Origin of the sequence: Streptomyces sp. NPDC102278, from assembly GCF_044766345.1 — a bacterium.
Taxonomy (GTDB): Bacteria; Actinomycetota; Actinomycetes; order Streptomycetales; family Streptomycetaceae; genus Streptomyces.
Window position 1 is genome coordinate 1 of sequence record NZ_JBIWLV010000015.1, and the last position, 13,827, is coordinate 13,827.

Annotated in this window: 5 protein-coding genes, 1 tRNA gene and 1 rRNA gene; 6 read left to right on the forward strand and 1 reads right to left on the reverse strand. The window is 70.1% G+C overall.

Annotated features, from left to right (window positions below):
• Together rrf and ACIRO3_RS28860 are read left to right on the forward strand one after the other, a co-directional pair.
• Positions 1-93, forward strand: a 5S ribosomal RNA gene (gene rrf / locus ACIRO3_RS28855); the annotation flags it as partial.
• Positions 94-98: 5 nt separating this feature from the next.
• Positions 99-171: transfer RNA gene (locus ACIRO3_RS28860), tRNA-Thr, on the forward strand.
• 133 nt (positions 172-304) lie between these two features.
• Here ACIRO3_RS28860 and ACIRO3_RS28865 read toward each other — a convergent pair.
• The gene (locus ACIRO3_RS28865) at positions 305-2,827 is read right to left on the reverse strand and encodes a SpoIIE family protein phosphatase (protein ID WP_361773611.1); all 2,523 of its coding nucleotides are present in this window, start codon (positions 2,825-2,827) and stop codon (positions 305-307) included.
• A gap of 248 nt (positions 2,828-3,075) precedes the next feature.
• Here ACIRO3_RS28865 and ACIRO3_RS28870 point away from each other — a divergent pair, with 248 nt between their 5' ends.
• From ACIRO3_RS28870 to ACIRO3_RS28885, 4 genes are all read left to right on the forward strand, one after another.
• Positions 3,076-8,607, forward strand: a complete 5,532-nt coding sequence (locus ACIRO3_RS28870) for a HAMP domain-containing protein (RefSeq protein ID WP_404141644.1) — start codon at positions 3,076-3,078, stop codon at positions 8,605-8,607.
• A 274-nt stretch (positions 8,608-8,881) separates the two neighbouring features.
• Positions 8,882-9,562 carry a two-component system response regulator gene (locus ACIRO3_RS28875; protein ID WP_053682241.1) on the forward strand — a complete coding sequence of 227 codons (681 nt, stop codon included), beginning with the start codon at positions 8,882-8,884 and terminating at the stop codon, positions 9,560-9,562.
• A 172-nt stretch (positions 9,563-9,734) separates the two neighbouring features.
• The gene (locus ACIRO3_RS28880; protein WP_404141646.1) at positions 9,735-12,611 is read left to right on the forward strand and encodes a DNA translocase FtsK; all 2,877 of its coding nucleotides are present in this window, start codon (positions 9,735-9,737) and stop codon (positions 12,609-12,611) included.
• A 238-nt stretch (positions 12,612-12,849) separates the two neighbouring features.
• Entirely contained in the window at positions 12,850-13,737 is an 888-nt protein-coding gene (locus ACIRO3_RS28885) for a RodZ domain-containing protein (protein WP_404141648.1), read from the forward strand.
• Positions 13,738-13,827: the final 90 nt, after the last annotated feature.

Below are 13,827 nucleotides of genomic sequence, written 5' to 3' on the forward strand. Positions count from 1 at the left end.
CGCCCGGTTTACATTCCGAACCCGGAAGCTAAGCCTTTCAGCGCCGATGGTACTGCAGGGGGGACCCTGTGGGAGAGTAGGACGCCGCCGAACAACCCGCCCTTTTAGCTCAGTCGGTAGAGCGTCTCCATGGTAAGGAGAAGGTCAACGGTTCGATTCCGTTAAAGGGCTCAATCAGAAAGGCCCCCGCCTCATGGCGGGGGCCTTTCTGCGTTTCCGGATCCTTCCGGAGGGTGCCGACGTGAAACAGGGCCGGCGCCGCGGAACGGGCCGGCCCTGACAGGCTCCACAAGGCGGAAGTGCCTCACTCGCCTTCGCGCTGCTGCGGTACCCGGAAGGTGAGGATGGCCATGTCGTCCGAGGCGGGCTCGGCGGCGAAGCGCTCCACGGCACGCAGGACACGTGAGGCCACCGCGCCGGCGGTGAGACCGGTACACGTGGTGAGGACCTCGGTGAGGCCGTCGTCGCCGAGCATGCGGGTTCCCTCACGGCGTTCGGTGATGCCGTCCGTGACGCAGAGGAGGACATCGCCCGGATCCAGCGTGAGGGTCTGCTCGTACAGCTCCAGGTCGTCCATGACGCCGAGCAGGGGCTGCGGGTCCGCCGCGGGGGTGACCTCACCGTTCGGGCGCAGGCGCAGCGGCAGCGGGTGGCCCGCGCAGACCACCTTCATCAGAGCGCCGCCGTTGGGCTGCGGATGGAGTTCCCCGTACAGGAGCGTGAGGAAGCGACTGCGGGCGCCCTCGTCGAGGATGGCCGCGTTCAGGCGTTCCAGGACGGCCGGGCCGCCGAGCCCCTCGCGGGCCAGGAGACGAAGGGCGTGCCGGGCGAGGCCGGTCACCGCGGCCGCCTCGGGGCCGGTACCGCAGACGTCGCCGATGGCGAAGCCGTACACGCCGGGGCGGATCGGGAAGACGTCGTAGAAGTCACCGCCCACCTCGTTGCCCTCGCCCGCCGCGCGGTAGATGACCTCGACCTCCATGCCGGGGATGGCGGGGGAGCCGGGCGGCAGGAGACTGCGCTGGAGGGAACGGCTGATCGCGGTGCGCTCGGAGTACAGGCGTGCGTTGTCGAGGGCGAGCGCCGCCCTGCGGGAGAGGTCGTCGGCGAGTTCGAGGATCTCTTGACGGAAGTGTTCCTCGCTCGGCCGGCCGAGCGTGAGCATCCCGATGACACGGTTGCGGGCCAGCAGGGGCAGGACGACCGTTTCCCCGCCCACCGTCAAGGACGCGTCGGGCCACGGCCGGGCGCCGGCCTCGCGGACCGGTTCGGGCGGACTCACCTGCGCGAGCAGGTCCTTGAGCCCGTCGATGCGTTCCTCGTCCTCGTGGAGCACGTACGAGAGGAACGGATCGGAGGTCTGGTCCGCGATCGTGTAGACGGCGCACCAGGTGGCCAGCGTCGGAACGGTCATCTGAGCCATGAGAGCCAGGGTCTGGTCCCGGTCGAGGGTGCCGGCCAGCAGGTCGGAGGCCTCGACGAGGAAGGAGAGGGAACCGCGGCGCAGACGCTCCAGTTCTCCGAGTCGGGCCGATTCCACGGCGAGGGCGATCCGATCCGCGGCGAACTGGAGCCGCAGGGCGTCCTCGTTGGAGTAGCGGCCCGGATACTCGGTGGCCACGCCCAGCGAACCGGTCAGCCGTCCCTCGACCTTCAGCGGGACGGTGACCACCGAGCGCATGCCGGTGGCCTCCAGGAGCGGGACGGCGCCCGGGACCGCGGAGAGGTCGTCGTGCACGGCGGGCATGCGGGCCGAGCCGTACCGGTTGGTGCCGGCCTCGACCGGAACGCGGGCGAACCGCTGACGGGTCGAGGGCAGTCCGGTCGTGGCACGGACCTCCAACTCCGTTTCGTCGTCGGTCGCGAGCAGCAGGAAGGCGGAGTCCGCGTCGAGCATGTCGCGGGCGCGCTCGACGGTGCGCTGGAGCAGTCCGTCGAGATCGTCGGGGGCCGGCGAACCGATGAACATCTCGAAGGGGTCCGGCAGGCGCGGCTCGTTGAGCTGGGCGCCGTCGGCAGGGACGCGCGTGGGGCTCTGGAGCAGGGCGCGTTCGTCGTCGTGCACGAGCAGGCAGACGATGGACGGTTCGCCATGGGCGTCACGGACCCGCAGGTGAGAGGCGTAGACGGGGATGACGCGGCCGTCGGCGCCGCGGATGCCGTAACTGCCCTCCCAGCGGGACAGCCGCAGGGCCTCGGCGATGCCCGTGCCGGTGCCGGGGGTCTGCGGCCAGGCCGCGAGCTCGGCGAGTGGTCGCCCGACGGCCTTCTCGGAGGGGTGGCCGAAGATGTGCTCGGCGTCCTCGTTCCAGGCGGAGACGGTGTCGGCGGCGTCGATCTGGAGGACGGCGACCCGGACCCGGCTGTCGGCCAGGGGCAGCAGCTGGTCGGGGAGGACGGGCCCCGCCAGGCGGGTACCGACCGGACGGTCCGGGAGGTCCAGCCGGAACCACACGTGCTTGTGGGTGGCCGTGTACTCGACTCCCCAGCGGGTGGCGAGGGCGGCGCACAACATGAGGCCGCGGCCGTTCTCGCGGTCGGGGTCGGCGTACGGTCGCTCGCCGGGGTGCTGAAGCGGGAGTTCACGCTCCGGGTACCTGTCGGCGACCTCGACGCGCACTCCGTCCTCGGCGCGCAGGCACAGCACCTCGGCCCGGGTCCCGGCGTGCACCACGGCATTGGTGACGAGCTCGCTGGTGAGCACCACCGCGTCGTCGACGATGTCCGCGAAGCCCCAGCCGTGGAGGGTGTCGCGGACGAACGCGCGGGCAGCGGCGACCGAACGCCCTTGAGGATCGAAACTGGCAGCCGCCCGTGCCGTGATCACAAGACTCCTTCGACGCGGTTGGACATCGGGTGCCAGGTTACTTACCTTCGCGGTTCCCGTGGTGCCGTCGTCCTGGATTCCACTCGCAGGGTACGGCCGGTGTGCAATGGTGCCGAAGTGTTATGGCCTGGTTCGGACAGGGTGAAACACTGGGCAGGCTTGAACAGCCGGGTTGTGGATAGAAGAGCCGGGTTGTGGTTGTTCGGAAATCCGGTGGAACAGTGGTCGACCCTTTCGGGAGGGACACGGTGGAGTCTGGCGCAGCGGTGCGGCGTACGGGAACGCGCCCCAAGGGGGGACGCTCCCGGCGCAGCGGTACGACGGAAGTCGATACCGCCGCTCTGAACAGGCTGCTCACGGCCCTGGTGTCGATGCGGGACGGGAACTTCCGCAAGCGGCTGACGGTGTCCGGCGAGGGCGTGATGGCGGAGATCGCCGCCGTCTACAACGAGGTCGCCGACCGGAATCTGCACTTGACCGGGGAGCTGTCCCGGGTCCGGCGGATGGTGGGCCGCGAGGGCAAGCTCAGCGAACGGCTGGAAACAGGCGCCTGCGAGGGCTCCTGGGCGGCCGCGATCGACGCCTCGAACCAGTTGGTCGACGACCTGGCCCGACCGGTGTCCGAGGTGGGCCGGGTGCTGTCGGCGGTGGCCGAGGGCGACCTGGACCAGCGGATGGAGCTGCGGACGCAGACGGCCGACGGGGCCGGGCATCCGCTGCGCGGGGAGTTCCTCAAGGTCGGGCGTACGGTCAACAACCTCGTCGACCAGCTGTCCGCGTTCACCGACGAGGTGACGCGTGTGGCGCTGGAGGTGGGCACCGAGGGCAAGCTCGGCGGCCAGGCCCAGGTGCGCGGAATGTCCGGGTCCTGGAAGGACCTGACCGATTCCGTCAACACGATGGCGTACCGGCTCACCGCCCAGGTGCGTGACATTGCTCTCGTCACGACGGCGGTCGCCAAGGGTGATCTGTCGCGCAAGGTCACGGTGCACGTGGCCGGCGAGATGCTCCAGCTGAAGAACACCGTGAACACGATGGTGGACCAGCTGTCGTCGTTCTCCTCCGAGGTGACCCGCGTCGCCCGGGAGGTGGGCACGGAAGGCGAGCTCGGCGGCCAGGCGAAGGTGCCCGGGGTCGCGGGCGTGTGGAAGGACCTGACCGACTCCGTCAACACCATGGCGGGGAACCTGACCGCCCAGGTGCGCGGGATCGCCCAGGTGACGACGGCGGTCGCGAACGGCGACCTGTCGCAGAAGGTGCGGGTCAGCGCGCGCGGCGAGGTCGCGCAGCTGGCCGAAACGATCAACCAGATGACCGAGACGCTGCGGACCTTCGCCGACGAGGTCACGCGCGTGGCCAGCGAGGTCGGGGCCAAGGGAACGCTCGGTGGCCAGGCGCAGGTACCGGGGGCGGCGGGCACGTGGAAGGACCTCACCGACTCGGTGAACACGGTCTTCCGCAACCTCACCACGCAGGTGCGGGACATCGCGACGGTGACGACGGCGGTGGCCAACGGCGATCTGTCGCAGAAGGTCACGGTCGACGTGGCCGGCGAGATGCTGGAGTTGAAGAACACCGTCAACACGATGGTGGACCAGCTCCAGTCCTTCGGCGCCGAAGTGACGCGTGTGGCCCGTGAGGTCGGCGTGGAGGGCGAGCTCGGCGGTCAGGCGCAGGTGCCCGGGGCGGCGGGCACGTGGAAGGACCTCACCGACTCGGTGAACACCGCCTTCCGCAACCTCACCGGGCAGGTCCGCAACATCGCCCAGGTGACGACGGCGGTCGCGAACGGCGACCTGTCGCAGAAGGTCACCGTGGACGTCTCCGGCGAGATGCTCCAGCTGAAGAACACCGTGAACACGATGGTGGACCAGCTGTCCTCGTTCGCGGACCAGGTCACGCGGATGGCGCGGGACGTGGGCACGGAGGGCCGACTCGGCGGTCAGGCGCGGGTCGAGGGGGTGTCCGGCACCTGGAAGGAACTCACCGACTCCGTCAACTTCATGGCCGGCAACCTCACGTCCCAGGTGCGGCAGATCGCCCAGGTGACCACGGCGGTGGCGCGCGGTGACCTGTCGCAGAAGATCGACGTGGACGCCCGGGGCGAGATCCTGGAACTGAAGAACACCATCAACACGATGGTCGATCAGCTCTCGGCCTTCGCGGAGCAGGTGACGCGGGTGGCCCGGGACGTGGGCACCGAGGGCCGGCTCGGCGGTCAGGCGCAGGTGCCCGGCGTGGCCGGGGTGTGGCGCGACCTGACCGACTCGGTGAACGGCATGGCCGGGAACCTGACCTCGCAGGTGCGCAACATCGCGCAGGTCGCCACGGCGGTCGCCCGCGGTGACCTGTCGCAGAAGATCGACGTGGACGCCCGGGGCGAGATCCTGGAGCTGAAGAACACCCTCAACACGATGGTCGACCAGCTCTCGAACTTCGCGGAGCAGGTGACCCGCGTCGCCCGCGAGGTGGGCACGGAGGGCATTCTCGGCGGCCAGGCGGAGGTCAAGGGCGTCTCGGGCACCTGGAAGGACCTCACGCAGTCCGTCAACTTCATGGCGAACAACCTGACCTCGCAGGTGCGCAACATCGCCGAGGTGACCACGGCGGTCGCGATGGGCGACCTGTCGAAGAAGATCACGGTGGATGCCAAGGGCGAGATCCTGGAGCTCGTCACCACCGTGAACACGATGGTGGACCAGCTGTCGTCGTTCGCGGAGCAGGTGACGCGGGTGGCGCGCGAGGTGGGTACCGAGGGCATCCTCGGCGGCCAGGCCCGGGTGCGGGGGGTGACCGGCATCTGGAAGGACCTCAGCGACAACGTCAACACGATGGCCGGGAACCTGACGGCGCAGGTGCGCGGGATCGCGCAGGTCTCGGCGGCGGTCGCCAACGGCGATCTGACGAAGAAGGTCACGGTCGAGGCGCGCGGCGAGGTCGCGCAGCTCGCGGACACCGTGAACACGATGGTCAAGACCCTGTCCTCGTTCGCGGACGAGGTGACGCGGGTGGCCCGTGAGGTGGGCACCGAGGGGCGCCTCGGCGGCCAGGCGCACGTGCCGGGGGTCTCCGGTACGTGGAAGGACCTGACCGACTCGGTGAACTTCATGGCGTCCAACCTCACCGGTCAGGTGCGGCAGATCGCCATGGTCACGACCGCCATCGCCAAGGGCGACATGACCAAGAAGATCGACATCGACGCGCGCGGCGAGATCCTGGAGCTCAAGACCACCATCAACACGATGGTCGACCAGCTGTCCTCCTTCGCCGACCAGGTGACCCGGGTGGCCCGCGAGGTGGGTACCGAGGGCATCCTCGGCGGCCAGGCGCGGGTGCGCGACGTGGACGGCACCTGGCGGGACCTGACCGAGTCCGTGAACGAGATGGCCGGGAACCTGACCCGGCAGGTGCGCGCGATCGCGGCCGTGGCCACCGCGGTGACCCGCGGGGACCTGAGCCTGAAGGTCGACGTGGACGCGGCCGGTGAGATCCAGGTCCTCCAGGACAACATCAACACGATGATCGTGAACCTGCGCGACACCACCTTGGCCAACAAGGAGCAGGACTGGCTCAAGGGCAACCTGGCCCGGATCTCGGCCCTGATGCAGGGGCGCCGGGAGCTGGACGACGTGGCTTCGCTGATCATGAGCGAACTGACGCCCGTGGTCTCCGCGCAGCACGGCGCCTTCTTCCTGGCCCTGCCCGCCGGGGGGACCACCGAGATCGGCACGGAGGGCGGCGCGGTCGGCTCGTACGAGCTGCGGATGCGCGGGAGTTACGCGTACGCGGGCGGCCAGATGCCCATCTCCTTCCGGCCGGGGGAGGGGTTGATCGGGACGGTCGCGGAGGAGAAGCGGACGATCCTCGTCGAGAACACCCCGCCCGGTTATCTGAAGATCTCCTCGGGCCTGGGCGAGGCGCCGCCGGCGCACGTGATCGTGCTGCCGGTGCTGTTCGAGGGCAAGGTGCTCGGTGTGATCGAACTGGCGTCCTTCACCCCGTTCACCCAGATCCAGAAGGACTTCCTGAGCCAGATCGCCGAGATGATCGGTACGAGCGTCAACACCATCAGCGTCAACTCCAAGACGGAGATGCTGCTGAAGCAGTCGCAGGAGATGACCGAGCAACTGCGAGAGCGCTCCGATGAGTTGGAGAACCGGCAGAAGGCGCTCCAGGCGGCGAACGCCGAGTTGGAGGAGAAGGCGGAGCTGCTGGCCCAGCAGAACCGCGACATCGAGGTGAAGAACACCGAGATCGAGGAGGCCCGGCAGGTCCTGGAGGAGCGCGCCGAGCAGCTCGCGGTGTCGATGCGGTACAAGTCCGAGTTCCTGGCGAACATGTCGCACGAGCTGCGGACCCCGCTCAACTCGCTGTTGATCCTGGCGAAGCTGCTGGCCGACAACGCGGACGAGAACCTGTCGCCGAAGCAGGTGGAGTTCGCGGAGACCATCCACGGCGCGGGTTCCGACCTGCTGCAACTGATCAACGACATCCTCGACCTGTCGAAGGTCGAGGCCGGGAAGATGGACGTCTCGCCGACCCGGATCGCGTTGGTCCAGCTCGTGGACTACGTGGAGGCCACCTTCCGGCCGCTGACCGCGGAGAAGGGCCTGGACTTCTCGGTACGGGTCTCCCCGGAGCTCCCGGCGACCCTGCACACCGATGAGCAGCGGCTGCTCCAGGTGCTGCGGAACCTGCTGTCGAACGCGGTGAAGTTCACCGACGGCGGGGCGGTGGAACTGGTGATCCGGCCCGCCGGCGCGGACGTGCCGACGGCGATCCGGGAGCAGTTGCTGGAGGCGGGTTCGCTGCGCGAGGCGGACGCGGACCTGATCGCGTTCTCGGTGACCGACACCGGGATCGGGATCGCGGCGAGCAAGATGCTGGTGATCTTCGAGGCGTTCAAGCAGGCGGACGGCACCACCAGCAGGAAGTACGGCGGCACGGGGCTCGGGCTGTCCATCAGCCGGGAGATCGCGCGCCTGCTGGGCGGTGAGATCCACGCGGCGAGCGAGCCCGGTCGGGGCTCGACCTTCACGCTGTACCTGCCGCTGCACCCGAGCGAACTGCCGCCGCAGGGGTACGCGCCGCCGGCCCCCGGTGGAGCGCGCGGGGAGTACCGCAGGCCCGTCGAGGAGGCGCGGCCCGCGGCGGCGCTGCCGGCGGCGCCCGTGCCCGGACCGCAGGCCCAGGACCGGTCGGCGCGGCCCGCGCTGCCGGCGGGCGAGATGGGCGGGGGCGGTCAGCAGAGCGGTCCGGCCTCGCTGTTCCGGCGGCGCCGCAAGTCGCTGAGCGATCTGGAGCCGCGTACGGCGGTGCCCGGGCAGCCCCACACGCAGGGGGCCGAGGACGGCTGGGGCGGCGCGGAGGACGAACTCCCGGTGGTGCCTCGGAAGTACGACTTCCATGGCGAGAAGGTGCTCATCGTCGACGACGACGTGCGCAACGTCTTCGCGCTGACGAGCGTCCTGGAACAGCACGGGCTGTCGGTGCTGTACGCGGAGAACGGGCGGGAGGGCATCGAGGTCCTGGAGCAGCACGACGACGTGACTGTCGTGCTGATGGACATCATGATGCCGGAGATGGACGGGTACGCCACGACCTCGGCGATCCGGCGGATGCCGCAGTTCGCGGGTCTGCCGATCATCGCGCTGACGGCGAAGGCGATGCAGGGCGACCGGGAGAAGGCGATCGATTCCGGCGCTTCCGACTACGTCACCAAGCCGGTTGAACCCGATTACCTGCTGTCGGTGATGGAGCAGTGGATGCGCGGAAAGTGATCATCCGGCGGCGGCACTGATATCAATTGTTGACTCAGTGTGGCCGCTACGGTGTGGGAGGGCGGGATGCGGGGAACCTTCTGCTCTCCCACACCGTTTCTGCTTCGTGCACAGTGACATCCTGGTGACAGGGTGTGGCGATCTCGGGACTGGGGCTACGATGACCGGCACAAGGACGGACGGCGCAAGGATGCCGTCCTCTGGGGCGGGGCCCGGCGCACAGACCGGTGCCCGGAGCCGGGGAGGCCCCATGCCGGGGCGAGGAGGACAGGGCATGGTGCAGAAGGCCAAGATCCTCCTGGTCGATGACCGGCCGGAGAATCTGCTGGCGCTGGAGGCCATCCTCTCCGCGCTCGATCAGACACTGGTCCGGGCGTCGTCCGGGGAGGAAGCGCTCAAGGCGCTGTTGACGGACGATTTCGCGGTCATCCTGCTGGATGTGCAGATGCCGGGAATGGACGGTTTCGAGACGGCCGCGCACATCAAGCGGCGGGAACGGACCCGGGACATCCCGATCATCTTCCTCACCGCGATCAATCACGGTCCGCACCACACCTTCCGCGGTTACGCGGCGGGCGCGGTCGACTACATCTCGAAGCCGTTCGACCCGTGGGTGCTGCGCGCCAAGGTGTCGGTCTTCGTGGAGTTGTACACGAAGAACTGCCAGCTTCGGGAGCAGGCGGCGCTGCTGCGCCTCCAGCTGGAGGGCGGCGGGACCAACGGCGACGGCAGCAAGGAGACGGCCGGCCTGCTGGCCGAGCTCTCCGCGCGGCTCGCGGCGGTCGAGGAGCAGGCCGAGGCGCTGACGAAGCAACTCGGCGAGGAATCCGCCGACGCCGCCGTGGTGGCGACCGCGGCGCATCTGGAACGCAAGCTGACCGGACTGCGGCGAGCGCTGGACGCGCTCGAACCGGGGACCGGCGGGGGAGCGGCGGTACTCCCCGCCCAGGGCTGACGGCTGTCCGCCCGGGGTTGACGGTGCCGGGCTCTGCGGGCCCCGGCGCGGGCCCGCCTGGGTGTGCGTCAGGTCTGGCGGAGCGTCAAAGCACCGACGACTGCGGCGACACGAACGGGTGAAGGGGTGGGCACGCACGTCCACCGGCGTGCGCACCGGTAACCTCGCCCCCATGGCCTCAAGTACGTCCGGCAAGGGTTCCCAGCGCGCTGCGGGCACTGCGAAGGGCCGCACCGGCCGTACGGCGGCGCCGGCCAAGAAGGCGGCGCCCGCGCGCAAGCCTCCCGCGAAGAAGGTCGCGGCGGCCAGGCGCGCCCCGGTCAAGAAGGTGCCGGCCAAGCCCGCGCCGTCCCCGACCGGGGGTGTGGTGCGGCTGGTGCGCGCCTGTTGGCTCGGCCTCGCCCACGGGGTCGGCGCGGTCTTCCGCGGTGTCGGCCAGGGCGCCAGGAACCTCGACCCCGCGCACCGCAAGGACGGCCTCGCACTGCTGCTCCTCGCCCTCGCGCTGATCGTCGCCGCCGGAACCTGGTCGAACCTGAACGGTCCCGTCGGTGATCTGGTCACGATGCTGGTCACCGGTGCCTTCGGGCGACTGGATCTGCTCGTACCGCTCCTGCTCGGCGTCATGGCCGTACGGTTCATCCGCCACCCCGAGCAGACCGACGCCAACGGCCGGATCGGCATCGGCCTGTCCGCGCTCGTGATCGGCGTCCTGGGCCTGGTGCACATCGCCTGCGGGGCACCCGGCCGCGACGAGGGCACCACCGCGATGCAGAACGCGGGCGGGCTCATCGGCTGGGCCGCCTCCAAACCGCTGATCTTCACCATGGGCGCGCCGCTGGCCGTGCCCATGCTGGTGCTGCTCACGGTCTTCGGCCTGCTCGTGGTCACGGCGACGCCCGTCAACGCGATTCCCCAGCGGCTGCGGCGGCTCGGGATCCGGCTGGGGATCATCGCTCCGAACGAGTACGACGAGGGCTACGGGGACGCGGAGCAGCCCGCCGACCGGCAGGACCGGCACGACGCCGAGCGCTGGCGGGCCCGTGCCGGGGCCGGCGAGGCCACCGGGCCGTTGGACCCCGCCGGCGCCGCCGAGGAGGCCGCGCTGGCCCGGCGCCGCCGGCCGAGGCGTTCCACGCCCAGGACCGGCATGGACGCCGTCGACGTGGCGGCCGCGGCGGCCGCCGCGCTGGACGGGGTGGTCTACGGCGGAATGCCGCCCTCCCCGCTGGTGGCGGACCTCACCCAGGGGATCTCCCCGGACCCCGGGGGCGCGGAGCCCACCACCCCCGTGCCGCCGGCGCGCGGGGAGCGGCCCGCCGCCCTCCCGGACCCGGCCCCCGACCGCGCGCCCGCCCCGAGGCCCGCGGCTCCCGAGCCGGCCGCGACGGCCGCGACGGCCGCGCCCGCGCCCGTACCGGAGGTCGCGCCCGTACCGGAGGCCCCGGCCGCCGAGCGCCCGCACGACACCACGGCCGCGGCCTCCGGGACCCTGTCGGTACCGGACCTGACGAAGGCGTCGCCGGAGGACCGGTCGCTGCCGCCGCGCTCCGAGCAGCTCCAGCTGCGCGGGGACATCACGTACGTCAAGCCCCGGCTGGACCTGCTGGAGCGCGGGGGCCCCGGCAAGACCCGCAGCGCCGCCAACGACGCGGTCGTCGCCTCGCTGACCAACGTCTTCATGGAGTTCAAGGTCGACGCGTCCGTCACCGGTTTCACCCGGGGCCCGACGGTCACCCGCTACGAGGTGACGCTGGGCGCGGCGGTGAAGGTCGAGCGGATCACGGCGCTGGCCAAGAACATCGCGTACGCCGTCGCCTCGCCGGACGTACGGATCATCAGCCCGATCCCGGGCAAGTCGGCGGTCGGCATCGAGATCCCGAACACCGACCGCGAGATGGTCAACCTGGGCGACGTGTTGCGTCTCGCGGACGCCGCCGAGGACGACCACCCGATGCTGGTGGCGCTCGGCAAGGACGTCGAGGGCGGCTACGTGATGGCCAACCTCGCCAAGATGCCGCACGTGCTCGTCGCCGGCGCCACCGGCTCCGGCAAGTCCTCCTGCATCAACTGCCTGATCACCTCGGTGATGATCCGGGCCACCCCGGACGAGGTGAAGATGGTGCTGGTCGACCCCAAGCGGGTGGAGCTGACCGCGTACGAGGGCATCCCGCACCTGATCACGCCGATCATCACCAACCCCAAGCGGGCCGCCGAGGCCCTCCAGTGGGTCGTGCGCGAGATGGACCTGCGTTACGACGACCTCGCGGCCTTCGGCTACCGGCACATCGACGACTTCAACCAGGCCATCCGCGACGGAAAGATCAAACTGCCGCCGGGCAGCGAACGGGAGCTCAACCCGTACCCGTACCTGCTGGTGATCGTGGACGAGCTCGCCGACCTGATGATGGTCGCGCCGCGCGACGTCGAGGACTCGATCGTCCGCATCACCCAGTTGGCCCGAGCGGCCGGCATCCACCTGGTGCTCGCCACCCAGCGGCCCTCGGTGGACGTGGTCACCGGCCTGATCAAGGCGAACGTGCCGTCGCGGCTCGCCTTCGCCACGTCCTCGCTCGCGGACAGCCGGGTCATCCTGGACCAGCCCGGCGCCGAGAAGCTGATCGGCAAGGGTGACGGGCTGTTCCTGCCGATGGGCGCGAACAAGCCGGTCCGTCTTCAGGGAGCCTTCGTCACCGAGGACGAGATCTCCGGGGTGGTCCAACACTGCAAGGAGCAGATGACGCCCGTCTTCCGCGACGACGTCACGGTCGGGCAGAAGCAGAAGAAGGAGATCGACGAGGAGATCGGCGACGACCTGGACCTGCTGTGCCAGGCGGCGGAGCTGGTCGTCTCCACCCAATTCGGCTCCACCTCGATGCTCCAGCGCAAGCTGCGGGTCGGTTTCGCCAAGGCCGGACGGCTCATGGACCTGATGGAATCGCGCGGGATCGTCGGCCCCAGCGAGGGGTCGAAGGCCCGCGACGTGATGGTGAAACCGGACGAGCTGGACGAGGTCCTGGCCGTCATCCGAGGCGAGTCCCAGCCGTAACAAACGGGCGGGCAACCGTTTCCCCCCGGCGCGCGTCAAGTTGAGGGAGGCGGAGGCCGAGCGCCCTCGGGCACGAGGTCGTCCCACCCGTTTCACCTGTTCCACCCGTCGCGCACCGCTGCGGACTCCCCACGCCATTCGGATGGCGTAGGGAGTCCACCCTCCGGTTGCTCCACCCTTTCGTCACCCCCCTAGACTGGTAAGCCAGCAGGTGGCTACACGCTCGAAAGGCGCCCTCGTGTCCATCGGCAACGCCAACTCCCCCGAAGAAGAGCGGCCTTCGACCGACGACCGGTTCGAGGACCGCATCGTCGAACGTTCCGTCGAAGGACCGTCCATCGGGACGGCCCTCAAGAAGGCCCGGATCGTCGCCGGGCTCACTGTCGACGAGGTCAGTTCCACCACCCGCGTGCGCATCCCGATCGTGCACGCGATCGAAGAAGACGATTTCACGCGGTGCGGCGGCGACGTCTACGCCCGCGGTCACATCCGTACCCTCGCCCGCGCCGTGGGCCTCGATCCGGAACCCCTGGTCGAGGCGTACGACGCGGCTCACGGCGGCCGGCCGGCACCCACCCCCGCCGCGCCGATGTTCGAAGCCGAGCGGATCCGCCCCGAACGGCAGCGGCCCAACTGGACCGCGGCCATGGTCGCCGCCATCGTCGCCGTGATCGGCTTCGTGGGCTTCACCGCCTTCAGCGGTGGCGACGAGAACGGCAAGCGTCCCGTGGCGGAGGGAACCGCCTCCCCCAAGCCCGCCCCCAAGCAGGCCGGGAAGCCGGCCGCCTCGCCCACCCCCAAGGCCCCCAAGCCGGAGCCTTCGGACAGCGCCATCGCCGCCGCGCCCAAGGACCTCGTCACGGTGGTCCTGACGGCCGACACCGGCGAGAGCTGGATCTCGGCGAAGGACCACAACGGGCGACTCCTGTTCGACGGCACCCTCGCGCAGGGTGAGTCGAAGACGTTCACGGACAAGGAGTCCATCGATCTCGTGCTCGGCGACGCCGGGGCCGTGAGCCTCTTCGTGAACGGCAAGGAGATCAAGGACACCTTCCAGGCGGGTCAAGTGGAACGTCTCACCTACACCAAGGACGACCCCCGCCAGGGCCAGGCGCAGGCGGGCTGACCCGTATAGGAACAAGCAATTCCAGATCCCCGGGATGCCGCGCCGCGTCCCGGGGATCTCGCCGTGGTGGGACGTGGGGCGGGGGGCGCC